This window comes from Variovorax sp. CCNWLW186, assembly GCF_037203865.1.
Lineage (GTDB): Bacteria > Pseudomonadota > Gammaproteobacteria > Burkholderiales > Burkholderiaceae_C > Variovorax.
Map to the genome: position 1 here is coordinate 45,658 of NZ_JBBCBO010000009.1, position 23,575 is coordinate 69,232.

At 66.2% G+C, this 23,575-nt stretch carries 24 protein-coding genes; 12 read left to right on the forward strand and 12 right to left on the reverse strand.

Annotated elements, in window-relative coordinates; all coding sequences use genetic code 11:
- Positions 1-44: 44 nt before the first annotated feature.
- The 3 genes from gloA (at position 45) to V9K97_RS13080 (ending at position 3,008) form a co-directional block, all read left to right on the forward strand.
- Complete coding sequence (gene gloA / locus V9K97_RS13070) at positions 45-485, forward strand: lactoylglutathione lyase (RefSeq protein ID WP_337318504.1); 441 nt, start codon at positions 45-47, stop codon at positions 483-485.
- Positions 486-792: 307 nt separating this feature from the next.
- Positions 793-1,950: a hypothetical protein gene (locus V9K97_RS13075; protein ID WP_337318506.1), complete on the forward strand. Its 1,158-nt coding sequence runs from the start codon at positions 793-795 to the stop codon at positions 1,948-1,950.
- Positions 1,947-3,008: an acyltransferase family protein gene (locus V9K97_RS13080; protein WP_337318508.1), complete on the forward strand. Its 1,062-nt coding sequence runs from the start codon at positions 1,947-1,949 to the stop codon at positions 3,006-3,008. The genes V9K97_RS13075 and V9K97_RS13080 overlap by 4 nt, the downstream gene beginning before the upstream one ends.
- Before the next feature lie 26 nt (positions 3,009-3,034).
- Here the strand turns inward: V9K97_RS13080 and V9K97_RS13085 are convergent, their stop codons facing one another.
- The 4 genes from V9K97_RS13085 to V9K97_RS13100 all read right to left on the reverse strand — a co-directional run bounded on the left by V9K97_RS13085 (position 3,035) and on the right by V9K97_RS13100 (position 6,968).
- A complete protein-coding gene (locus V9K97_RS13085; protein ID WP_337318510.1) occupies positions 3,035-3,763 on the reverse strand; it encodes a haloacid dehalogenase type II in 729 nt (242 codons plus the stop codon).
- A 2-nt stretch (positions 3,764-3,765) separates the two neighbouring features.
- Positions 3,766-4,401: a bifunctional 4-hydroxy-2-oxoglutarate aldolase/2-dehydro-3-deoxy-phosphogluconate aldolase gene (gene eda, locus V9K97_RS13090; RefSeq protein ID WP_258501562.1), complete on the reverse strand. Its 636-nt coding sequence runs from the start codon at positions 4,399-4,401 to the stop codon at positions 3,766-3,768.
- Positions 4,402-4,417: 16 nt separating this feature from the next.
- The gene (gene edd / locus V9K97_RS13095) at positions 4,418-6,244 is read right to left on the reverse strand and encodes a phosphogluconate dehydratase (protein WP_337318512.1); all 1,827 of its coding nucleotides are present in this window, start codon (positions 6,242-6,244) and stop codon (positions 4,418-4,420) included.
- Positions 6,245-6,416: 172 nt separating this feature from the next.
- Positions 6,417-6,968 (reverse strand): OmpA family protein, encoded by a 552-nt coding sequence (locus tag V9K97_RS13100; protein WP_337318514.1) that lies wholly within the window; start codon positions 6,966-6,968, stop codon positions 6,417-6,419.
- A 45-nt stretch (positions 6,969-7,013) separates the two neighbouring features.
- Between V9K97_RS13100 and V9K97_RS13105 the strand changes: the two genes are divergently transcribed.
- Positions 7,014-7,847, forward strand: coding sequence for a gamma-glutamylcyclotransferase (locus tag V9K97_RS13105; RefSeq protein ID WP_443303273.1), 834 nt, complete (start codon positions 7,014-7,016; stop codon positions 7,845-7,847).
- Positions 7,844-8,386: a superoxide dismutase family protein gene (locus tag V9K97_RS13110; RefSeq protein ID WP_337318517.1), complete on the forward strand. Its 543-nt coding sequence runs from the start codon at positions 7,844-7,846 to the stop codon at positions 8,384-8,386. Before V9K97_RS13105 ends, V9K97_RS13110 begins: the two co-directional genes overlap by 4 nt.
- Positions 8,387-8,393: 7 nt before the next feature.
- Here the strand turns inward: V9K97_RS13110 and V9K97_RS13115 are convergent, their stop codons facing one another.
- Positions 8,394-8,966 (reverse strand): nucleotidyltransferase family protein, encoded by a 573-nt coding sequence (locus tag V9K97_RS13115; protein WP_258501566.1) that lies wholly within the window; start codon positions 8,964-8,966, stop codon positions 8,394-8,396.
- A 55-nt stretch (positions 8,967-9,021) separates the two neighbouring features.
- Between V9K97_RS13115 and pdxH the strand changes: the two genes are divergently transcribed.
- Positions 9,022-9,675, forward strand: a complete 654-nt coding sequence (gene pdxH, locus V9K97_RS13120) for a pyridoxamine 5'-phosphate oxidase (protein ID WP_337318520.1) — start codon at positions 9,022-9,024, stop codon at positions 9,673-9,675.
- A 6-nt stretch (positions 9,676-9,681) separates the two neighbouring features.
- On the opposite strand, the gene V9K97_RS13125 is transcribed toward pdxH, so the two are convergent.
- A complete protein-coding gene (locus V9K97_RS13125) occupies positions 9,682-10,890 on the reverse strand; it encodes an OmpA family protein (RefSeq protein WP_443303276.1) in 1,209 nt (402 codons plus the stop codon).
- Between the two features lie 18 nt (positions 10,891-10,908).
- Between V9K97_RS13125 and V9K97_RS13130 the strand changes: the two genes are divergently transcribed.
- On the forward strand, positions 10,909-11,280 hold the full coding sequence (locus tag V9K97_RS13130; protein ID WP_337318523.1) for a hypothetical protein: 372 nt from the start codon (positions 10,909-10,911) through the stop codon (positions 11,278-11,280).
- A gap of 97 nt (positions 11,281-11,377) precedes the next feature.
- On the opposite strand, the gene V9K97_RS13135 is transcribed toward V9K97_RS13130, so the two are convergent.
- From V9K97_RS13135 to msrA, 4 genes are all read right to left on the reverse strand, one after another.
- Positions 11,378-12,328, reverse strand: a complete 951-nt coding sequence (locus tag V9K97_RS13135; RefSeq protein ID WP_337318526.1) for an AEC family transporter — start codon at positions 12,326-12,328, stop codon at positions 11,378-11,380.
- A gap of 88 nt (positions 12,329-12,416) precedes the next feature.
- A complete protein-coding gene (locus V9K97_RS13140) occupies positions 12,417-14,501 on the reverse strand; it encodes a TonB-dependent receptor (RefSeq protein ID WP_337318527.1) in 2,085 nt (694 codons plus the stop codon).
- Between the two features lie 81 nt (positions 14,502-14,582).
- Entirely contained in the window at positions 14,583-15,020 is a 438-nt protein-coding gene (locus V9K97_RS13145; protein ID WP_337318528.1) for a hypothetical protein, read from the reverse strand.
- Positions 15,021-15,044: 24 nt separating this feature from the next.
- Entirely contained in the window at positions 15,045-15,596 is a 552-nt protein-coding gene (gene msrA, locus V9K97_RS13150; RefSeq protein ID WP_337318530.1) for a peptide-methionine (S)-S-oxide reductase MsrA, read from the reverse strand.
- Between the two features lie 101 nt (positions 15,597-15,697).
- Here msrA and V9K97_RS13155 point away from each other — a divergent pair, with 101 nt between their 5' ends.
- The 4 genes from V9K97_RS13155 to V9K97_RS13170 all read left to right on the forward strand — a co-directional run bounded on the left by V9K97_RS13155 (position 15,698) and on the right by V9K97_RS13170 (position 19,080).
- Positions 15,698-16,375: a TetR/AcrR family transcriptional regulator gene (locus V9K97_RS13155; RefSeq protein ID WP_337311582.1), complete on the forward strand. Its 678-nt coding sequence runs from the start codon at positions 15,698-15,700 to the stop codon at positions 16,373-16,375.
- Positions 16,376-16,465: 90 nt separating this feature from the next.
- Positions 16,466-17,143, forward strand: coding sequence for a protein-L-isoaspartate O-methyltransferase family protein (locus V9K97_RS13160; protein ID WP_258501579.1), 678 nt, complete (start codon positions 16,466-16,468; stop codon positions 17,141-17,143).
- Between the two features lie 14 nt (positions 17,144-17,157).
- Entirely contained in the window at positions 17,158-17,496 is a 339-nt protein-coding gene (locus V9K97_RS13165; protein WP_157614927.1) for a rhodanese-like domain-containing protein, read from the forward strand.
- Positions 17,497-17,517: 21 nt separating this feature from the next.
- Complete coding sequence (locus V9K97_RS13170; protein WP_337318532.1) at positions 17,518-19,080, forward strand: TolC family outer membrane protein; 1,563 nt, start codon at positions 17,518-17,520, stop codon at positions 19,078-19,080.
- A 17-nt stretch (positions 19,081-19,097) separates the two neighbouring features.
- Here the strand turns inward: V9K97_RS13170 and V9K97_RS13175 are convergent, their stop codons facing one another.
- Together V9K97_RS13175 and V9K97_RS13180 are read right to left on the reverse strand one after the other, a co-directional pair.
- The gene (locus V9K97_RS13175; protein ID WP_258501582.1) at positions 19,098-20,477 is read right to left on the reverse strand and encodes a 3-deoxy-D-manno-octulosonic acid transferase; all 1,380 of its coding nucleotides are present in this window, start codon (positions 20,475-20,477) and stop codon (positions 19,098-19,100) included.
- Between the two features lie 5 nt (positions 20,478-20,482).
- Complete coding sequence (locus tag V9K97_RS13180; RefSeq protein ID WP_337318534.1) at positions 20,483-21,865, reverse strand: phosphomannomutase/phosphoglucomutase; 1,383 nt, start codon at positions 21,863-21,865, stop codon at positions 20,483-20,485.
- Positions 21,866-21,976: 111 nt separating this feature from the next.
- Between V9K97_RS13180 and V9K97_RS13185 the strand changes: the two genes are divergently transcribed.
- On the forward strand, positions 21,977-23,575 hold the full coding sequence (locus tag V9K97_RS13185; RefSeq protein ID WP_337318536.1) for a DNA-3-methyladenine glycosylase 2 family protein: 1,599 nt from the start codon (positions 21,977-21,979) through the stop codon (positions 23,573-23,575).

The window sequence follows — 23,575 nt, forward strand, 5'->3', positions numbered from 1 at the left end:
CGACAATCGAATTCTTCCCACAACAACGAACAGGCACCCACGAGATGCGACTTCTCCACACCATGCTGCGCGTCGGCAATCTCCAGCGTTCCATCGACTTCTATACGAAGGTGCTGGGCATGAACCTGCTGCGCACCTCCGAGAACCCCGAGTACAAATACAGCCTCGCCTTCGTCGGCTATGGCAACGGCAACCCCGACCAGGCAGAGATCGAGCTCACCTACAACTGGGGCACCGAAAGCTACGAACTCGGCACGGCCTACGGCCACATCGCGCTCGGCGTGCCCGATGCCTATGCAGCCTGCGAAAAGATCAAGGCGGCCGGCGGCAACGTCACGCGCGAGGCCGGCCCGGTAAAGGGCGGCAGCACCGTGATCGCTTTCGTGACCGATCCGGACGGCTACAAGGTCGAGCTGATCCAGGAAAAGTCGAAGGCCTCCGGCGACAAGGCAGAAGCCGCCGCAGACGCTTTGCGCGCACCTTGATCAGCCGCCGCAATGAGTGCCGGCCACCGGGCCGGCACCGCCAGGTTGCAAGCAACCGTAAGAAACGCGAGGCCTGGAATGCACGGGCGAATTAACGAGACAAAATAGCCGCCTTCGCAGGGGCGACCGGCATATTCTTTGCTGCTGTTCCTTGGCAAGAAGCGTTAATGCTTAACGCTTCAGACGCCCGAATTTGCAACAAGAACTTTCATGCTTGAACGCGGATAGCAGTTCAAAAGTATTGAAATGGCTCGTTGATTTTTTCCCCGTCTTCCAAATGAGCGCTTTCTTCTAAAGCGGAACGAATTTGACCAGTTTAAGCATCCGCGGCAAGGCGATCGACCCGGCAATATCGCTCATCGTATTTCTATTTGCCGCGCTCGTCGTTGGAGCCATTCCGTTCGCGTATCACGACACGGCAGCCCAGATCTTTCCGGACGAGGACACGCTGCTGAGCTTCTTCGGCGCCGATTCATGCCAGCTGACCTCCACCACCATCGAGGAAAGAAACTCCTACGCCTGCAGCGCGTTCCTTCTTGAATCGGTGGGGTTGAGCGCCGGCACCGCGCCATTGGCGGGCGCCCTGCTGAGCGTGTCGCTCACCTTGATTCCCATCTTTCAGTTCGCCCGCATTCCCTTGGGCGTATTTCTCGCGTCGCTGGCCTGGGGCGTCATCCGGGCGATTTTTCTTTCTGTTCTCTCCAAGGACATGCTGTCCGCCGCCGTGGTCCTCGTTTCGGTCATGGCCGCGCGGCAACCATGGTTCGGGCTCACGTGGCTGTTGTCCGCCACGATTTACGGCTGGGTCGTCAGAAAGTACTGGCTGCTGGTCAGCGGCGTCTGGTTCGGGCTGAGGCTCATCAGAAAGCAGCTCACTGTATTCAGGCTGCTGGTCGTCATTGTTCTGGTTTACATCGCACTGGCGCTGACATTCCAGATTGCGCTGGGCGTCACGCTGGACTTTGCCCGGCTCGCCGTCAATGAAAACCGGGAGGTTGGCGCCGAAGGATCGCGAACGGTGATCGAGGCGGTCATTGCTTCCGACAATGCACTGCTGCAGGCGCTCAATGCGACGATCACATTTTTCAGGCTCGCATTTCCGCTCGAGCTTCTGCGCTTTGGATCGGTCAGCCAGCTGGCATTTATTTCGATCATGCCTTTCACCTTCATCTGGATGGTGAAGGTCATCGTCAAGAGTGCGAAGTCCGACGATAAAAGGATCATCCAGGCCGGCAAGATTGCCTTGGCGCCTTTGTCTTTTCTCATTATCGAAGGCGTGTTCGAGCCTGATTTCGGCTCCTTTGCCCGTCACTTCGCCATTGTGAGCCCGCTTGTTTTTTCCGCCATGGCAATGCTGCAGAAAGCCGAACTGCGTGAAGAAAAGCGGCTGCGGCGCAGCAGCAATGCCGCCCCTTCCGGCGCACCGGCTCTCGTTGGCGCCATTCAGCAGGATCGCATCTCGTGAAGTCTCAATCCATTGCGGTCGACCAGCCCCAGTACGTCGAATCCATCCAGGCGGGAAGAGGCATTGCCGCTCTCTTGGTGGTGGTTCACCACATCGCGCAAAAATCGCATGCGCTCTCAGGCGGCGCCATCCCCTTGTTCGATTTCGGGATCGTCGGGGTCGACATCTTCTTCATGATCAGCGGCTTCATCATCTACTTCGTCACCGCGAACAAGACAATGACGCATGTGGAGTTCATGGAAAAGCGGATCGTGCGGGTGTTTCCGCTGTATTGGGGGCTCTCGTTGCTGGCATTGCTGGTTCTGATCTTCAAGCCGAACCTGATCAACAGCAACGCGCAGCAAGCAACGGATATTGCCGCCTCGTTTTTCTTGTGGCCCACCACCGCGCCATACCTGGTGAACAACGGCTGGACGCTGACCTACGAGATCATCTTCTATGCGCTCTGGGCGCTTGTCGCGCTGCCCACGGCCAACCGGAAAACCGCAACCATTGCGTGTCTGGTACTGGCTGCAGGCTCATTCATGGGGCTGCTTTTCAACGTAGACCCCAAGGTCATCAATTTTTCGCTGTTCGTGGAATTTGCCTTTGGCGTGGCCGTGGGCGTCGCGTTCAAGAAGGGGGTGTTCCGCCAACACATTCCTGCCGCCATCGGCCTGACCGTTGCCGGTGCTTTTCTCGCCCACCTGGCCATATCCCAGGGCCTTGGCAGTGGCCAGTTGCGGGGATTTGCGCTGGCAATTCCTTCGGCCATGATGTTCATCGGAATCATCCTGCTTGGCTCATTCTGGAAAAGAATGCGCACGGTGCTGGCCATTGGTGACAGCTCCTATTCGCTGTACCTCTTTCATCCGTTCATCCTGGTCGGCATTCCCATCACGGTGAAGCTGCTCGGCATTTCCTCGCCGGTGCAGATACTCGCCATTTCCGCTGCGGTCGGCGTTGCGGCCATTGCGGCTTCGCACATGGTCTACAAGCTGGTGGAATTTCCGCTGACGCAAATGATGCGTGGAATGATCAAGTCCGCGAAATCTCTTGGCGCAGCAAGAGCAAGGTAATTGCGGTCCGCTGAGCCTCGGCGCGATCAGCAGCCCAGCAGATCGGCCAATTGATTGATGTCTCGCGCATGCAGGTTGTTCTCTGCGTTCGGCGAAACATCCTTGGGCTGCGCGCGGCCGAATTCGTGGGGACGCTCGATGTAGGCGGTCTTCAGGCCGCACACGCGCGCCGCGGCAAGATCGTCATGGTGCGCCGCCGCCAGCATGACCTGGCCCGGCGTTGCGTCGAACACTCCTGCCACGCCAAGGTAAGTGCGCGGATCGGGCTTGTAGGCCTTGAACACTTCGGCCGAGAGCACGCAATCCCATGGCAGGCCGGCGCGTTTGGCCATTTCGGTGAGCAGGCCGATGTTGCCGTTGGACAACGTGCAGATGGTGAACTTCTTCTTCAGGCGTGTGAGCCCCTCGACCGCGTCGGGCCATGCGGGCAGCCGATGCCAGGCGCGGCTCAGGTTGCGCTTGGCGGCGGTGTCGAGTTGCTCGGTCAGGCCGAAGTCATGCAGCACCTGCTCGAGCATGCTCAGGTGCAGTTCGTCGAGCAGCGTGAAGCCGCCTTCGCCCGCGGCAATGCGCTCCATCACCGATTTCATTGCGGGCTGGTAGCCGGCGCGCCACGCCAGCGCGAAGGTGGCGCCGTCCACGCCCGGCAACGCGAGTTCGGCCTCGACCGCAATGCCGCTGTGCCAATCGACCACCGTGCCGAAAACGTCGAACGCGATCACCTTCAGGTCGCTCGCGTCGAAATCCGCGCGCATGGTCAGCGCTGCAGTTGGCTCGCGGCGCGTGCCAGCTGCTCGATCAGCGCCCAGTTGCCTTCGCGGATCGCGTCGGTCGGCACGATCCACGAGCCGCCCACGCAAGCCACGTTCGAGAGCGCGAGAAACTCGGCCGCGTTGCCCGCATGGATGCCGCCGGTGGGGCAGAAGGTGACGTCGCCGAACGGCCCTTGCCAGGCCTTGAGCATCGGCAGCCCGCCCGCTTGCAGCGCGGGAAAGAACTTGAGTTCGGTGTAGCCGTCTTCCTGCGCCGTCATGATCTCGCTGCCGGTGGCCACGCCGGGCAGCAGCGGCAAGCCGAGATCGTGGCAGGCCTTGCCCACCGCGCGCGTGTAGCCCGGACTCACGCCGAACTTGGCCCCGGCCAGCGCCGAGGCTTGCGCATCGGCCGCGCTTCGGATGGTGCCGGCGCCGGCCACGGCTTCGGGCACGTCCTTGGCAATGGCTTCGATGCACTCGAGCGCCTGCGGCGTGCGCAGCGTGACTTCGAGCATGCGGATGCCGCCGGCCACCAGCGCGCGCGCCAGTGGAATGGCATGTTTCACGTCGTTCAGCACGATGACCGGGATGACCGGCGCATCGCGCATGACGTCGAGTGCGGTGAGTTTGTCTGTCATTTCATTGCTCCATTGTTCACAGCCACGAGCATGCGCCCTCTTCCGCGGTCAGTGCATTGCGCCGCATGCCGGCGAACAGTTCGCGGCCGAGGCCGTGGCCGTCGGCGATGCGCTTGGCTTCGGGCAGCTTGGCAAGCTCGCGTTCGGCCCATTCGTCGTCGGGCACCAGCACGGCAAGCGTACCCGCTACCGCATCCAGGCGTATGACGTCGCCGTCGCGCACCTTGGCGAGCGGGCCGCCCGCGGCGGCTTCGGGCGAGACGTGAATCGCGGCGGGAATCTTGCCCGATGCGCCGCTCATGCGGCCGTCGGTGACCAGCGCCACGCGAAAGCCCTTGCCCTGCAGCACCGACAGCGGCGGCGTGAGCTTGTGCAGCTCGGGCATGCCGTTGGCCTGCGGGCCCTGCCAGCGCACCACGCACACCACGTCGCGCTCGAGTTCGCCGGCGGTAAAGGCCTGCTGCAGCGCGGCCTGCGAATCGAAAACGCGCGCCGGCGCTTCGATCACGTGGCGGTCGTCGGGCACCGAAGACACCTTGATCACGCTGCGCCCCAGGTTGCCGTTGAGCAGCTTCAGGCCACCGGTGGCGCTGAAGGGGTTCGCCACCGGCCGAGCCACCGCTTCATCTTTTGAAGGCGCGGCGGATTGCCACACCAGGCGCTTGTCGTCGGCCATGGTGGGCACGTTCGCAAATTCGCGAATGCCGCCGGCGCGCACGGTCAGCACGTCGGCATGCATCAGGCCTGCGTCGAGCAGCTCGCCGATCACGAAGCCCGGACCGCCCGCCGCCTGGAATGCGTTCACGTCGGCGCTACCGTTGGGGTACACGCGCGTCAGCAGCGGAATCACGTCGGAGAGGCGCGAAAAGTCGTCCCAGTCGATCACGATGCCGGCCGAGCGCGCCACGGCCACCCAGTGGATCAGGTGGTTGGTGGAGCCGCCGGTGGCAAGCAGCGCAACCATGGCATTGACGATGCAGCGCTCGTTCACAACCTCGCCGATGGGCGGGCAATTGAATGCCGTTTCGCTCGCGCGGCCGAGCACCGTGCGAACGGCCTCGCGGGTGAGCGTTTCGCGCATGGCGTCGCCGGGCTGGATGAAGGCCGTGCCGGGCACATGCAGGCCCATGGCTTCGAGCAGCATCTGGTTGCTGTTGGCCGTGCCGTAGAAGGTGCAGGTGCCCACGGTGTGATAGGCCGCCATCTCGGCGTCGAGCAGGCCCTGCCGGCCGACCAGCCCTTGCGCGGCCTGCTCGCGCACCTTGGATTTTTCGCCGTTCGACAGGCCCGAGGGCATGGGGCCAGCGGGCACGAACACGGTGGGCAGGTGGCCGAAGTGCAATGCGCCGATCAACAGGCCCGGCACGATCTTGTCGCACACGCCCAGAAGCAGCGCGCCGTCGAACATGTCGTGCGTGAGCGCCACCGCGGTGCCCATGGCGATCACGTCGCGGCTGAAGAGGCTCAGCTCCATGCCGGGCGTGCCCTGGGTCACGCCGTCGCACATGGCGGGCACGCCGCCGGCCACCTGCGCCGTGGCGCCGAGGCTGCGCGCCTCGTTCTTGATGATGTCGGGGTAGCTCTGGTACGGCGCGTGGGCCGAGAGCATGTCGTTGTAGGCGGTGACGATGCCGATGTTGGGCGCGCGCTCCGTCACCACCCTGAACTTGTCGTTGGCCGGAATACCGGCCACGGCGTGCGCCACATTGGCGCAGCCCATGCGGTCGGAGCCGCGGTCGCGGTTGCGGATTTCGGTCAGGCGCTGGAGGTACGCGGTGCGCGGCCCCCGGCTGCGTTCGCGAATGCGAGCGGTAACGTCAAGGACGGTGGGATGTGTGCTCATGGGGATGTATTCGGTCGCACTGCCGGCATCTGGCCAATGTCACTTTTGCGACCTTCGACTTGGAAGTGAATAGTACCAAGACAGCAAGACCAAGGCCGATCGAAAACGGCCTTCCGGCAATACGCATTTACATCCCGCATCGAGATCCACGGGCTGATTGGGCGGAGACCGCTCAATCGATGAGCTTGACTTCGACGCGGCGCGCCTCTGCGTTGTTGCCCGAACCCGCCGTGACAGCGGGCTTCTGCAGGTCGACCTTGCTCGCCGGAACGCCCAGGCCCACCAGCACGTCGCGGATCATCTCGGCGCGCTTCTTGGCAAGCTGCTCGTTGATGGCCGCGTCGCCGGTGGTGTCATGAAAACCCGAGACCACGGCCTTGCGGCCGCTTTCCACGCCCTTGATGACGGCGGCCAGCGCCTCGGCGGCACCGGGTGCGAGATCGGCGCTGCCGGTCGCGAAATAGAAGTTCACCACGCCGTTGGCCACGCGGATGCTGGCGCCGTCGGGGATCACGACTGTGACCGTTTCGGTGACCTCGGCCACCGTGGTGGTGGGCGCCGGCGCAGCGGGGGCCGCTGCAATCGCTACGGCAGGCCTTGCCTTTGCCGCCGCGTTCTTGCCCTTGTGCCAGAACGCGATGCCCAGTACGAAAGAGATCACCAGCGCGATCAGTATCACGAGAAACCCGAGGGCGAATTTTTGCTGGCTGTCGTCTTCATTCATGGGTCTGCGTTCTCCGTAGGGAAGAGGTCGGTAAATAATGGTGCGGTGAACCATGATCGCCAAATTGTAGGCGCCGGCCCGTCGGGCCCCGCACCCGACCCCGGGCCGCCGGGGCTGGACCCGATGCCCCGGCCGTTGCGCGACCCGCAGCCGATGCTCGAACAGGCCATTGCCGACTGGGGCGGCCGCGAGGACCTGTGGCTCTTCGGCTACGGCTCGCTCATCTGGCGCCCCGAGTTCGACTTTGCCGAGCGGCGCTTTGCCTGGGTGCATGGCTGGCACCGCGCGCTGAAGATGTGGAGCCGCATCAACCGCGGCAGCGTGCAGACGCCGGGCCTCGTCTTCGGGCTGCTGTCGGGCGGCAGTTGCCGCGGCATGGTGTTCCGCGTGCCGGCTGCACAGGGCCTCGAAACGCTGCGCAGGCTCTGGCTGCGCGAAATGCCCACCGGCGTGTACGACCCGAAGTGGCTCAAGTGCGTCACCCCCGAAGGCCCGGTGCGCGCGCTTGCCTTCACGCTCTCCAGGCGCAGCCCCAATTTCACTGGGGAGCTCAGCGACGAGCGTTATCGCCACATCTTCACCCATGCGGTCGGCCGCTACGGCAGCTCGCTCGACTACGCACGTCAGACCTTGCTGGAGTTGCGCCGCCACTCGATCCACGATGCGGCACTGGCCCGGCTGGTTGCGCTGGCGCACGAGAGGCAAGAGCAGCAGGAGCAACACGACCGTGAGGCGCAGCAAGCGCAATCCGGCGCCGCGGCTGATTGCGGCACGCCTCCTGCTCCGGTATATGTTCCGGGGTCTCCGGACAAAAAAACTTCTTCTTCCCGTTCCTTTTCTTCCCAACAATCTTCCGGACCGTCCAAGGAAAAACCATGAACCATCGTCTCTCGATCGCCACCGGCACCGCCCTTCTCGCCAGCACCCTGCTCTCGGCCTGCGGCGGCATGATGGGCGGCAAGCCGAGCGCGGCCGCCGAACTGATGCCCACCGCGGCGATCTCGCCCAACCCCACGCGCGGCACGGTGACCTTCACCGCGCTGGACCACGGCGTGCGTGTGGCCGGTGAAGTGCGCGGCCTGGCACCGGGCAGCGAGCACGGGTTCCACATTCATGAGAAAGGCGACTGCGGCGACAACGGCAACGCCTCGGGCGGCCACTTCAACCCCACCGGCGGCACGCACGGCAAGTTCGGCGCGCCGGGCAGCCACGCCGGCGAGCTCCCCAGCCTCGTGGCCGATGCCAGCGGCGTGGCGCGCTTTCGCGTCGACATCCACTCGATCTCGCTGACCGAAGGCGCCGCCAACAACGTGGTGGGCCGCGCGCTCGTCGTGCATCGCGACCGCGACGACTTCACGACCCAGCCAGCCGGCAACTCCGGCCCGCGCACGGCATGCGCGGTGATCGCGCGGCGCTGATCGCCAGTTAAGCCAACCCCGCCGAGCGCTCCCGCCAAAGGGCCTCGGCGTGCGCCAGGGCCTCCGGCGTGTCGATGTCGGTCACGATGCCCACGTCGTCCACCACAAGGTCTGCGACCGCGTCGATGGCCCGCATCGCCTTGAGGATGGGCGCGGCGCCAAAGTTTCCCTGCAGCGCCGCGAGCTGCGCGCGGCATCCGGCCGCAAAGCCCACCGGATGGCCGCGCTCGCCCTTGTATTGCGGCTGCGCGGCGCACGTGCGGCCGGTGAGGGCCCCCGCCACCGCGCGCAGGGTTTCAGGGCGCACCAGCGGCAGGTCGCCCGGCAGGATCAGCCAGCCGGCGGCGTCGGGCGTGGCCCGCACCGCGGCGGCAATCGAATCGCCCATGCCCGGGTGGCCGGCGTCTTCCAGGCGCCAGGGCAATCCGCTGGCGCGAACGGCATCGAGCGTTCGCTCGAGCACCGGCTTGCCCGCGAGCGGCGCCTGCAGCTTGGAGCCCACGCCACCGGCCGCGTTGAAACGCTCGCCGCGCCCCGAAGCCAGCACGATCACCCACGGAGAATTAGCCTTTGTCACCATGGGCCGAGTATGTGCGCGGAATGGCGGCGGGCAAGGCTTGCGCAACAATGTCGGCATGACCTCTCCTCCAACCAACGAAACGTTGGCCGCGCTGCGCAAGAGCTACGAGCGGGCCGAACTCGGCGAAACCCACAGCGCCGACGATCCGCGGAAGCAGTTCGAACGCTGGCTCGGCGAAGCCATCGACGCCCAGGTGCCCGAGCCCAATGCGATGACCTTGTGCACCGTGGGCAGCGACCTGCGGCCTTCGAGCCGCATCGTGCTCATCAAGGGCTATGACGCACGCGGAGTCGTCTGGTACACCAACTACGAAAGCCGCAAGGGCCGGGAGCTGTCGGGCAATCCGTATGCGGCGTTGCAGTTCCACTGGGTCGAGCTCGAACGCGTTGTGCGCATCGAAGGCCGGGTCGAAAAAACCAGCGCCGAGGAAAGCGATGCCTACTTTGCCAGCCGCCCGCTGGACTCGCGCATCGGCGCCTGGGCCAGCCCGCAAAGCGAAGTGATCAGCGGCCGCGACGTGCTGGTGAAGAACGCCGCCGTGGCCGCCGCCAAACACCTGCTCTCGCCGCCGCGCCCGCCGCACTGGGGCGGCTACCGGCTGGTGCCCGACCGCTGGGAATTCTGGCAAGGCCGCAAAAGCCGCCTGCACGACCGGCTGCGCTACCGGCTCGAAGGCGGCAACTGGGTGCGTGAACGGCTCGCACCCTGAGCTGGGTCAAGCCTCGCAGGCTGCGACTTTGAATTCGACGCGGCGGTCGAGCGCATCGCTTGCGTCGTCCGCACCGGTGCCCACGATGTTCTCGCGGAACCCCATGCCGGATTCACGCAGCTTCTTCGACAGAGGCGGCGCCTCGCCCACGAGCCGGGTCTTCACGCTCACGGCGCGCTGCAGCGACAGGCGCTCGTTGACCGCCTCCGGGCCGGTGCGGCTCGTGTGGCCCGTGACCACCACGCATGAATCGATCTGCGCCGCCTGGCGCGCGATCTGCCGCAGCCACATCGGATAGGCGGCGCTGATCTTCGGGTCGGCCAGGAAGTCGGTCGAGCCCGGCTTGAACAGGAATTTCACGCTCAGGTTGTTGGTTTCCAGCCCGAGCCGCGCCAGGGCGCCGAAGGTTTTTTCCGCATCGGCCGCGCGGCCGAGATGCGCCTGCGTGAGGTACAGGCCGCTGTAGATGCGCAGCTGCTGCCCGTCGGGCCGGCGCGATGCGGCTTCGTAGCGGCTCAGGGCTTCGCTCATGCGGCCGGCCTCGTAGGCCGCGGTGGCTTCCTGCAGCACGGTCGAAGTGGGCAGGCGCTCCAGGTACAACGCGTCGGCGGCCTGGCCGGGCTGCGTTTCGGCGGTGCGGATGTAGCCTTCCACGCCGCGGTCCTTGCCGTTCACGGGGCTGTCGCGAAAGAAGGCCGTCGGCCGCGTGTCCAGCGTCGGGTCGCTGATGCGCGCCACCGATTGCGCGATGACCACGCCGCTCTTGATTTCCGTCAGCGCCAGGTTGAGGCGGTAACGCCCATCGGACGAATCCTTGTCGCGCACCAGCGTGCCGTTCAGCACGTACTGGGCGCGCTCGATCTCGGCGCTGTTGAACGGCGTGACGGTGAACTGCTTGAACTGCGACTGCATGCGCTGCACCACGCGCTGCTCGGCCACGCGCGTCACTTCGGTCTGCTGGCCGCTCGATCCCTCGAGCAGCGGGTCGATCACGATGCGGCTCTGCTTGATGGTCGACTCCACCTTGGCCAGGAAGGCCGGCAGCTTCTGCGTTTGCACGATCAGGTCGTCCACCGCCTGGTTGACGGCCTGGTCGAAAGGCATGGCGTTGCCCGGCGCGGGCCGGTGCGCACACGCAACGGAAAGCGCCGCGGCGCACAGCGCGAGCACGCGCAGCACGGTCCCGATCGGGTGGATGGTTTTCATCATCAGCATTGGCTCCTCAAGATCTTCATGTCTTCGTCCGACAGCGGCTCACCCACCGCTGCCCGCATGTTGATTTCGCTGCAGCGCCTGGAGAGCGGCGGCTTTTTGGGAGCCGCGGGCTTCTCCACCTCCGGCACTGGCAGCGGCGCCGGCTGCGCGGCCACCGCAACGGCCTGCGGCCTGGGCCGCGTTGCCGCAGCTGGCTTGGGCCCCGCTGGCCTGGCTGCCGGTAGCTCGGCTGTCGGCGGCACCGTCTCCCTCGGTACCCCCGCCGAAAGGCACGGCGTCCTGCACGGCCTGGTATCTGCCGTGGCCGTTGCGGCAAAGGCGGCACAGCACAGCGCGACCACCATCGCGATCGGCGCCATGGCGGGAAACGGCGAAGACCGCACCTGGTAAATCATCAGCCGGCAAATGTAGAGCGGCAGGCGCCGCTCGCCATCTCGCCAAATGGCCACCCTGCCGAACGGCATAGGCGCCCGGGGCTACTAGAACTTCAGGGGAGCCACTGCACCAGCGTCATCACCAGCGTGAGCGTGGCAAGCGCGAGCACAGTCGACACCGCCACGCTGGCCGTTACCAGGTCTTCGGCCGTGCGGTAGCGCTGCGAAAAGAGAAAGACGTTGGCGCCGATGGGCAATGCCGCCGCCACCACCATCACGGTGAGCGGAATGCCGCGCACGCCCAGCAGCCAGCCGATGCCGGCCACGAGCAGCGGATGCAGCAGGTTCTTCACCAGGGCCTGCACCGTGGCACCGCGCCAGTGCCGGCCGATGGGCGTCAGCGCGAGCGTGATGCCCACCATCACAAGCGCCACCGGGCCGAAGGCCTGCCCGAGCAGCAAGATCGGCTTGTCGAGAAAGTCGGGCATCACGAGCCCGGTCTGCGCAAACAGCAGCCCCGCGATGATCGGCATCGGCACCGGGTGGATGATGGCGTTGCGGAGAGCCCGCAGCACCGTGCCAACCATGGAACGCTTCTCCTCCCCGCTCACCACCGCATGCTCGCGCGCGACGGCCAGCTCCAGCACCACGGTGGCGCTCGTCAACAGCACCAGCGAATGCAGCGAGATCAGCGTGAGCAGCACCACCATGCCCTGCTCTCCGTAGGCCAGGCCGACCAGCACGATGCCGATCATCACGGTGTTGCTATAAGTGTTGGCCAGCGCAATGACGGCTGCAGTGCGGTTGAAGCCGCGCAGCGCCAAGGTGCCCGCGAACAGCAGGCCCGAGGCAATGAAATATGCCGCCACCGGCTTCAAGCTCAGCTCTTCCACATGCACCGTGCTCATCGCGCGAAAAAGCAGCGCCGGCGCAAGCAACAGGAAGATCAGGTTGGAAAGGTCCTTGACGGCGTTGCCGCCGATCCAGCGGCGCCGGCCTGCCAGGTAGCCTGCGGCGATCAGGACGACGACCGGCAGCAGCGAAGAAATGACGAACGGGTTCACCCGTCGAGGATAGCCGAGGGTGCATTCATCCCCGCTTGCTCTTCCCCTGGGACGCGCCGAGGAAAGAGCAAGCGGTACGGGCCTCCGGTCAGAACGTCACGCGCAGGCCAACCTTCAGCGAACGCCCCGGCAGCGGCGCGTTCGGGTACACCGTCGTCGTCAGGATCGACGTCGGGCTGTAGGCCAGCTTGTTGGTGATGTTGTCGACGCGTGCATACCAGGTGAGGTTGGCGCGCTGCACCTTCATGCGATAGGTAACGGCGGCATTCCACAGCGTGTAGGAGTCGGTCTCGCGCGCGCCCACGCTCGGCACCCGACGCTGCGCCGCGTTGTAGTCGAAGCCCAGGCGCGCACCCCATGGGCCGTTGCCATAGGCCAGCGTAGCCCCCAGGCGCAATGGCGCAATGCGCGGCAGCGGCTCGCCGGTATCGAGGTTCTTGGCCCGCACGATGTCGCCGCGCCACTCCAGGTCGAGCGTCGAGCCGTCGGCCGAACGCGCAAAGCCGTCGGTGCCCAAGAGGCGCAGGTTGCCATTCGCCTCGATGCCGGTGAACCGCGCGCGCACGCCGCTGTAGAGGTACTCGGCCAGCGTGTCGGTCGCTTCCGGGTCGGTCACCACCTGGCCTTCTTCATCGAGCGTGCGGCCCGAAGCCGTCAGGCCGATGTAGTTGCGAAAGCGCGTGACGTACGCGTTGACGCGGGCCGTGTTGGCGCCCGACTTCCATTGCGCCCCCAGGTCGAACCCGGTCGACTTTTCCTTCTCGAGATTCGGGTTGCCGACTTCCCATGCGGCCGTTGCAACGTGCGGTCCGTTGGCAAGCAGCTCATAGTCCTTCGGGGCGCGCTCGGTGTAGGCGAGGTTCGAGGTGAGCTGCCACTGCGGCGTCAGGTTCACCAGCGCGCCCAGGGCCGCGCTGTGGGGGTTGAAGGTGCGCTCGCCAACGGCAAATCGCGTCACGCTCGGATCGTCCGGGTAGCCGAGCGAGGTAACGCGGACCTTCTCGGTGCGCGCGCCAAAGCTCAGCCGGCCCCACGACGTGCCGAGCTCTTCATACATGAACAGCGCGTTGGAGCGCGTGCGGCTGTGCGGCGCAAAGGCCTCGGCGCCGTCCGCGGCGAAGCGGTTGGTCTCGCTGCTGAAGCCGACCAGGCCTTCGAGGTTGCCGATCTTCTGGTGGCGCACTTCGATGCGCACATCGTTGCTCATGTTCGAGAAGGTGGTGCCGGCCTCGCCGCCTTCGAACTCGGTGTGGCGGTAGTCGGTGTGGCTGAGCTTGGCGTGAACGCTGCTGATGATGCCGCCCGGGCGCCATTCGCCTTCGATCGCATAGCGGTCGGACTTCATGCCGATGGTCACGTCGTCTTCGGCCACCGTGCCGTAGTTGCTGCGGTAGGTGCTGGCCGAGGCGCCGATCCAGCCCTGGTCGAAGAACAGCGTACCGCCCACGGCGCCGCCGTGCGCCTCGTTGGCCGAGTTGCAGATCTTGCGCGCCAGCGTGGGACGGCCGGGCTTGGTGCATTCCAGGTCGATGGGCGCCGAGACGTCCTTGGAGTCGCGGTTGAACGCATCGACGTGCAGCGCCAGGCGGCCGTTGCCGCCCTCGAAAACCACGCCGCCGTTCTTTTCCTTGTTGCCGGTCGAAAAGCCCAGGTCGGCACGGCCGCCGAAGCCGTCGATCGTCTCGGTCGGGATGCGGTTGTCGATCACGTTGACCACGCCGCCCACCGCGCTGCCGCCGTACTGCAGCGCAGAAGGCCCACGCAGCACCTCGACGCGGTCGGTCACCAGCGAATCCACCGGCACCGCATGGTCGTAGCTCAGCGCCGAGGCATCCGGCGCGCCGCCGCCGTTCTGCAGAATGCGGATGCGGTCGCCGTCCAGCCCGCGAATGATCGGCCGGCTTGCGTTGGGACCGAAGTAGCTGCTGCTCACGCCGGGCAGGTTGTTGAGCGTTTCGCCGAGCGTCGATTCGGAGCGCATCAGGAGCTTGTCGCCCGAAAGCGTGGTGGTGGGCGCAATCAGGTCGGCCGCGCCCAGCGGATTGCCGGTGACGGCAATTTCAGGCAGGGAGGCCGCGGGCGCTTCGGCGGGTTGCGCCTGGGCCATGGCCGCGAAGGAAGCCAGCAAAAGAACGGCAGCGCCGATGGCGTTGCGACGGAAATTGGGAATCATGAATGAGCACTCGTTGAATCAAGGGGCGATCTGCCGCCACCGCAGAAAAAGCGCGGTGCAGCAACCGGAACACGGAGGGATTCAGCGAGTGGAAGGCGGGCCGCGCGCGTCGAACAGCGCAACCCAGCGGGCGATGGCCTCGCCCTGCAGATAGGCAAAGGTGGCCGACGGCAGCAGCACCGGCAGCATGACCGTGGGCACGCCCAATGCGCCCGAGCCGTGCGACAGCTGGTCGTACAGCCGGCATTCGGCATCGGTGTGGTCACCGAACAGGCTGGCAATGCCGTGGGACACGTGAGGCAGGTGCGACGCCTTGGCCGCGTGGGCTGCGTGCCCGCGCGCCTCTTCGGCGTGGCTGGCCTGCGCGGCCGCGGTCGCCTGGCCAAGGCCCGGCACGTGCAGCGACCGGTGGATCAGCCCGAGCGTGCCCGCGAACCACAACGCAACCACCAGCGCGATGGCGATCGCACGGGTCGACAGAATCGACCGGTGCGGAGCCTGGCTGGCGATGGTGTGCACGGGAAGCGGGCTTTGGGCGAAAGATCAGGCCTTGACGCGCGAGGCGAAGGTCTTCTGGAACTTCTCGACCTTGGGCCCGACCACGAAAGCGCAGTAGCCCTGGTTCGGGTTGTTCAGGAAATAGTCCTGGTGGTAGGCCTCGGCGGTCGAATAGTTGGCGAGCGGCACCACCTCGGTCACCACCGGAGCGCTGTAGGTCTTGCCGGCCTCGATTTCGCGGATGACCCCTTGGGCCACTTCCTTCTGCGCGTCGCTCGTGACATAGATGCCGCTGCGGTACTGCGTGCCGACATCATTGCCCTGGCGGTTCAGCGTCGTGGGGTCGTGCACCACAAAGAAGATCTCGAGAATTTCGCGCAGGCTGATGACGGCGGGGTCGAATTCGACCTTCACGACCTCCACATGGCCTGTGCGGCCCGTACAAATCTGCTCGTAGCTCGGGTTGACGGTCTGGCCGTTGCAGTAGCCCGATTCGACGTCCACCACACCCTGCACGCGGTCGAAAACCGCCTCGGTGCACCAGAAGCAGCCTCCGCCCAGCACGATGGATTCGGTTTGCGACGGTGAAGAAGACATGGGCTGCTCCGGCAGGTAGGAAAAAAGCGAACCCGATATTGTCGCGGCTTGACGGGCCGGATGCTGGTCACTACATTACTAACCCGCGAGTCATTAATCTCATGCCCACCCCCCGTTCCTTTGTCGACAAGATCTGCCCGGTGCGCTCCAAACGCGAGCGCCGCAAGGAGGCGCGCCCCGGCGAACTGCTGGCAGCGGCCCTCGATCTCTTCGTCGAAAAAGGCTTTGCCGCCACCCGCGCCGAGGAAGTGGCGGCGCGCGCAGGGGTCTCCAAGGGCACGCTTTTTCTTTATTTTCCGAGCAAGGAAGAGCTCTTCAAGGCCGTGGTGGTCGAAAACCTCAGCGGCCGGTTTTCCGAGTGGAACGAGGAATTCGAAACCTTCGAGGGCACCTCGGCGGACATGCTGCGCTATTGCATGCGCGTCTGGTGGGAGCGGGTCGGCATGACCAAGGCTTCGGGCCTGACCAAGCTCATGATGAGCGAAGGCGCCAATTTTCCCGACCTGGCGGAGTTCTACCGGAAGGAAGTGATCCGGCCGGGCCATTCGCTGTTGCGCCGCATCCTGCAGCGGGGCATCGACCGGGGCGAATTCGCGCCGGTCGACATCGACCACGCCATCTACTCGGTGGTGGCGCCTATGGTCTTCCTGATGCTGTGGAAGCACTCGGCCATGGTCTGCGTCGACGAAGACACCTCGCTCGACCCTGAAAAGTACCTCGCCACCCAGGCCGAGACCGTGCTCTACGGCCTCACGCGCCGCCCGGAGAGCGCGGCATGAAGCGTGCATGGACGGCCGGGCTTCCGCGAGCGGGCGCGGCGCAACCTAAAATTGAAGGTTTGTCCTGAGCCCCACAAGGAAAAGCCCCCAATGAACCCGACCCCCACCCTCGAGCGCTTGCGCTTCAACATGATCGAGCAGCAGATCCGGCCCTGGGATGTGCTCGACCTGGAAATTCTCGACTTGCTGGCTGCCATCCGGCGCGAAGACTACGTGCCGCCCGCGCACCGCGGCCTGGCCTTCTTCGACATGGAAATTCCGCTCGGCGATGGCTCCGTTCCCGGCCAGGTGATGCTTTCGCCCAAGGTCGAGGCACGCATGCTGCAAGACCTGCACGTGCAAAAGCACGAGTCGGTGCTCGAGATCGGTACCGGCTCCGGCTTCATGGCCGCCCTGCTCGCCCATCGCGCGGCCCAGGTGCTGTCGCTCGAAATCGACCCCGTGCTGGCCGCCCGCGCCGCCGAAACACTGCGCCAGAACGGCGTTGCCAACGTGGAAGTGCGCAACGCCGACGGCGCCGTGCCGCTGCCGAGCGGCCCCAGCTTCGACGTGATCGTGCTCAGCGGCTCCGTCGCGCGCATTCCGCAGAACCTGCTCGGCTCCCTCAAGGTGGGTGGCCGCCTGGCCGCCATCGTGGGCGAAGAGCCGATGATGCGCGCGCACTTCGTGACCCGCACCAGCGAAAGCAAGTGGGACACCATCCAGCCCTGGGACACGGTGGCGCCGCGCCTGCTCAACTTCCCCGAGCCTTCGCGCTTCTCGTTCTGAACGGGCGCAATCGAATGATCGATCAAGTCCGCCCCGCCGATCTCGCAGCCTGGTTTGCGCAAAACCCCGATGCGGCGCCCGTGCTGCTCGACGTGCGCGAACCCTGGGAGCTGCAGACGGCAAGCGTCGCGCCCCAGGGCTTCACGCTGGTCGCCATCCCGATGAACGAAATTCCGGGCCGGCTTTCCGAACTCGACGAAGGCCAGCGCATTGCGTGCCTGTGCCATCACGGCGCACGCAGCCAGCGTGTGGCGGCCTTCCTGAGCCAGAACGGCTTTGCCGAACTGGCCAACGTGGCCGGCGGCATCGACGCCTGGTCCGCACAGCACGACCCTGCCGTGCCGCGCTACTGATTCTTTCTTCAAGGACGTTCAATGCCTTCCAGGCCCAGGCTTTTGCCTCTTTCCGCAGCGCTCGCAAGTCTCTTTGCCACCCTGCTCGCACTGCCGGCCCAAGGCCAGACACTGAACGAACTCTACGAATCCGCCCGCGGCTTCGACGCCACCTACCAGGGCGCGCGAGCCCAGTACGAAGCGAACGTGGCGCGTGCCGCCCAGGCCAAGGCGGGCATTCTTCCCGCGGTGGGGCTCACGGCCGGCGCCACGCGCAACAACCTCGACATCGACACCCTGACCGGCCCCGGCCGCGGAACCAGCACGCCGCGCGACTTCACCACGCAGAACGTCGGCATCAATGCCACGCAGCCGATCTACCGGCCTGCCAACTGGGCGACCTACGAGCAAGGCAAGCGCCAGGCCGAGATTGCCGAGGCGGTGCTCACCGCGGCCGAGCAGGACCTGATCGTTCGCGTGAGCCAGGCGTATTTCGACGTGCTCGCCAGCCAGGACAGCCTGACGCTGGTGCGCGCGCAAAAGGTGGCCGTGGCCGAGCAGCTCGCATCGGCCAAGCGCAATTTCGAGGTCGGCACCTCCACCATCACCGACACACGCGAAGCGCAGGCGCGCTACGACCTCGTCATTGCGCAGGAGATTGCCGCCGAGAACGACCTGCAGGTCAAGAAGATCGTCCTCGACCAGTTGGTCGGCCGGCCCGGCAGCGTGCCCGTTCCGCTGGCGCAGCCGGTGGTGCTGCCGACGGCCATGCCGGCCAATATCGAAGCCTGGGTGGCGCAGGCCGAAGAAGCGCACCCCTCCATCCGCCAGGCGCGGCTCGGCCTCGATGTGGCCGGCCTCGAAATCCGCAAGGCCGAAGCCGGCCACAAGCCCACGCTGGACGCCAACCTGGGCTACAACATCACGCGCAATCCGCACGGCACCAGCACCAGCACGGTGGGCACGCGCATCGATGCTGCGTCGGTGGGCGTGGTGTTCAACATGCCGCTTTTCGCGGGCTTTGCCACCGAGAACCGCATCAAGGAAACGCTGGCGCTCGAAGACCAGTCGCGCAGCGTGCTCGAAGGCACCCGCCGCAGCGTGGCGCAGGCCACGCGCGCGGCCTACCTCGGGCTGGTGTCCGGCGCAGGCCAGGTGAAGGCGCTCGAAGCCGCCGAGGCCTCGAGCCAGAGCGCGCTCGACGCCAACCGCCTCGGCTACCAGGTGGGCGTGCGCATCAACATCGACGTGCTCAATTCGCAAAGCCAGCTGTACCAGACCAAGCGCGACCTCGCGCAGGCGCGCTACAACGTGCTGCTGGGCAACCTCAGGCTGCGCCAGGCCAACGGCACGCTGACGGTGGACGACATGAATGCGATCAACGCAACGCTGGCGAAGAATGGAGGCCCGTCTTCGCAGCCTTCGCAGCCTGCGCAACCTTCGCTGGGCGAACGACCGCAGACGGCGCCTTCGACCGTGGTGCCGGTCACGCCCCCGAGCATTCCCGTGGTGCCGCCCGTGCCCGTGCCGCCGTTCAATCCGCCGGCACCGACGATGCCTTCGGCACCGCCGCCACCGGTCATCCTGAATCCCCCGGCTCGCTGAGGATCTGGCCTCCGCGGCTACTCGAGCGTAGGTTCAGCTCTCGCGTCTTCTTCCAGAGGCGCGGCGCCGGTCGGCACGGGGTCCGCGGCCTGCGCAATGGCCAGCACCGCCGCGGCGGTGCGTTCGGCCGCCCCGCGGTTCGACGATGAGAAGGCCAGCGCGGCCTGCGCCATCGCAGCGCGGCGCTCGGGGTTCTCGACCAGCTTGAGGGCCGCGGTCACGGCCTGCTCCATGTTTTCGACACGCAGCGAGGCACCGGCCGCAAGCGAAAGCTGCGCGGCTTCGGCAAAGTTGAAGGTCGAGGGACCCATGACCACCGGGCAGCCGCATGCGGCAGGCTCGATGAGGTTCTGGCCGCCCAGCGGTTCGAAGCTTCCGCCCAGCAGCGCGACATCCGCCAGGCCGTAGTAAAGCGCCATTTCCCCGAGCGAATCGCCGAGCCATATCTCGGCATCGGTCGGCTGGCCGGCCGCGCTGCGGCGCGCCACGGCAAAGCCTTGCGATTCGATGAGCGCGGCCACTTCATCGAAGCGCTGCGGATGGCGCGGCACGATCATCCATTGCACGTCGTGCACGCGCTTGGCAATCGAGCGAACCGCGCCCTGCTCCGGCGGCACCGGCGACGTGGCGCCGAAGCGCTTGAGCACCTCGAGCAGCATGCGCTCTTCGCCGTCGCGCGAGCTCGCAAGCACCACCATGGGCTTGGGCAGCCGCTCGCGCAACGCCACGGCCGCGGTGAGCTGGCGCGCGTCGGGCGAGGCATCGAACTTGAGGTTGCCGTAGATGCCGGCCACCTTGGCGCCAAGCGACACCAGCCGGTGCGCGTCGGCCTCCGTCTGTGCCCACACGGCGGCCAGCGCCGAATACGCGGGCCGCGCAAGCCAGCTCAGGCGCTCGGCAGCGGCCAGCGACTTTTCGTTGAGGCGCGCGTTGGCCAACACCAGCGGAATGCGGCGCTCGGCGCAGGCGGCGGCCATCTCGGGCCAGACCTCGGTTTCCATCAGCACGCCGATGCGCGGCTGAAAACGATCGAGAAAACGCGCCACCGCGCCCGGCGTGTCCCACGGCTGCCAGACCTGCGTGTCGCCGGGCTCGAGCAGCTTGGCGCCCTCTTCACGGCCCGTAGCGGTGCCGTGCGTGAGCAGGATGGGGATGCCCGGATACTGCCGCCGCAATTCCGCGATCAGGATGGCTGCCGCGCGTGTTTCGCCAAGCGAAACCGCATGCACCCAGCACTGCCCCTCGCCGGTGGTTGCGTCGTCGTAGTAGCCGAAGCGTTCCTCCACGGCCACGCCATAGCCGGGCTCGGCCACCGCGCGGCGCCGCAGCTTGCGGCGAACCAGCGGTTGCACAACGGTGGTGAAGACGCCGTACAGGCGCAGCAGCAGCGAACGCACGGGGTTCAGTGCGACGCTTCGGCCAGCGTCGCGTCGGCCTTGACGGTTCTGAGGAGCGCGAGCATCTCGGCTTCGATGCGCTTGAGCGCCGCATCGGTCTGGCCTTCGAAACGCAGCACCAGCACCGGCGTGGTGTTGGAAGCGCGAATCAAGCCGAAGCCGTCGGGCCAGTCGACGCGCAGTCCATCGATGGTCGAGACCACGGCCGGTGCCGCGAAGCTGGCGCCTGCAACCAGCTTTTCGACCACGGCGTGCGGCTCGCCTTCGGCGCACTTCACGTTGAGTTCGGGCGTGGAGAAGCTCGTGGGCAGCGCGTTGAGCGTGTCGCTCGCGTTCGGCGTCTTGCTCAATATCTCGAGCAGGCGGCAGCCCGCATAGGTGCCGTCGTCAAAGCCGAACCAGCGCTCCTTGAAGAAGATGTGGCCGCTCATTTCGCCGCCGAGCGGCGAATCGATCTCCTTCATCTTGGCCTTGATGAGCGAATGGCCGGTCTTGAAGATCATCGGCTTGCCGCCCGCGGCCTCGATGGCCGGCGCCAGGCGCTGCGAGCACTTCACGTCGTACACGATGGTGCCGCCCGGCACGCGCGAAAGCACGTCCTGCGCAAAGAGCTGCATCTGGCGGTCGGGGAAGATGTTCTGGCCGTCTTTGGTTACGATGCCCAGCCGGTCGCCGTCGCCGTCGAAGGCCAGGCCCAATTCGGCCTCGCCCGTGGCCAGCGCGGCCATCAGGTCCTTCAGGTTCTCGGGGCGGCTCGGGTCTGGGTGGTGGTTGGGAAAGTCGCCGTCGACCTCGCTGAACAGCTCGGTCACTTCGCAGCCGATGGCGCGGAAGATGGCGGGTGCCGAAGCGCCCGCAATGCCGTTGCCCGAGTCGACCACGATCTTGAGCGGCCGCGCCAGCTTGATGTCACCGACGATGCGCTTCACGTAGGCCTCGGTCACGTCGACATTGCGCACGCTGCCGCCGGGTGCGAGCCTGGCGGTGCCTTCTTCCATCACCTTGCGCAGGCCCTGGATCTCGTCGCCGTAGATGGCTCGGCCGGCCAGCACCATCTTGAAGCCGTTGTAGTCCTTCGGGTTGTGGCTGCCGGTCACTTGAATGCCGCTGCTCGACAGCGTGTGCGCCGCAAAGTACAGCATGGGCGTGGTCACGGCGCCCACGTTGATGACCTCGATGCCGGTGGCAACAAGGCCCTTGATCAGTGCTTCGGCGAGTGCAGGGCCCGACAGGCGGCCGTCGCGGCCCACGGCCACGGTTTTTTCACCGGCGGCACGGGCGGCGCTGCCGAAAGCCCGGCCGAGCGCTTCGGCGACCTCGGCATCGAGCGTGACGGGCACCACGCCGCGAATGTCGTAGGCCTTGAAAATCGACGCACTGAGTTGCATGAGAAGGCATTCCCTGTAGTTCTAAAGACCGAGCCATTGTAGGCAAGCAGTCTGGTGCCCACATGTCCGAAAACGGCCAGTTGAAACGAGTCGAAACCGTATCATTTGTCCATGCCTTCCACACCTGCCTCCACCGAAGTGCTCGAGAGCGATGCCTGCTACCTGGCGATGAAGACACACGACGCGCGCTTCGACGGCTCGTTCTTCACCGCGGTGACCTCCACCGGCATCTACTGCCGGCCGGTCTGCCGCGTGAAGCTGCCTCGCCGCGAGAACTGCCGGTTTTTCCGCCATGCGGCACAGGCCGAGGCGGAAGGCTTTCGCCCTTGCTTGCGCTGCCGGCCCGAACTGGCGCCGCGCGCGGCAAGCTGGTCCACCGAAGATGCCTCGCGCATCCTCGCGCTGCAGGCCGCCCGCCTCATCGACGAACCCGATGCATGGGCCGAAGACGGCCCGGGTGCTGCGCAGATTGCCGCGCGGCTCGGCGTGAGCGACCGCCACCTGCGGCGCATCTTCGAGGCGCAGTTCGGCGTCTCGCCCCTGCAATACCTGCAAACACGCCGCCTGCTCGCCGCCAAGCAATTGATTGCCGACACGCGCTTGCCGATGACGCAGGTGGCATTGGCCAGCGGCTTTGCGAGCGTGCGCCGCTTCAATGCCGCTTTTCTGGAGCACTACGGCCTCAACCCGAGTGCGCTGCGGCGCGCGGGCGGTGCGGAGGGCGGCGAAGGCAAGGCCATTGAAGTGCGCCTGGGTTTCCGTCCACCTTACGACGTGAACGCGATGCTCGGCTTCTTTGCGCGCCGTGCGCTGCGCGGCGTCGAGGTGGCGTTCACGGCCGACGGCAAGGTACCCGCCAAAGGCAGCACGCCCGCCTATGTGCGGCTGGCCCGCACGCTGCGCGTGCAGCAAGGCGCGCAAACGCACGCCGGATGGTTGCAACTGCGCTTCGACATGGAGCGCGAGCAGATGCTGCTCTCGGTCAGCGATTCGCTCGCCGCGGTGCTGCCGATCGTGATCAGCCGCGCGCGCGCCATGCTCGACCTCGACGCCGAGCCGATGGCCATCAACGCCGCGCTGCACGAGGCCTTTCCGCATGGCGACGGGCTGCGCGTGCCGGGCACGGTCGACGGCTTCGAACTCGCGGTGCGCGCGGTACTGGGTCAGCAGATCACCGTGGCTGCGGCGCGCACGCTGGGCTCGCGGCTGGTCGCGGCATTCGGCGAACCCATCGCCACGCCCATCGAAGGCCTGGACCGGTTGTTTCCGACACCGGCGGCAGTGGCAGCCGCGAGCGGCGACGCACTCGGTCAACTCGGCATCGTGCGCCAGCGGCAGGCTGCGCTGCAGGGCATCGCCCGCGAAGTGGCGGCCGGCAAGCTGGCGCTGCATGCGGGTGCCGATGTGCCATCGACCATCGCGGCGCTACAGGAGTTGCCTGGCATCGGTGCCTGGACCGCGCAGTACATCGCCATGCGTGCGCTGCGCTGGCCCGATGCGTTTCCGGCGGGCGACGTCGCGCTGCAAAAAGCATTGGGTGTGACGACCGCGCGCGCAGCGAGCGAGGCATCGCAGGCATGGCGCCCGTGGCGCAGCTACGCGGTGCTGCGCGCATGGCATGCGCCTTCACCCTCGCCGGCCACGGCCGCGGACTCACCCGCGGCGGAACCCTCTTCCAGCAACATCGCAACGGCAGGCGCCTCCGCCTGA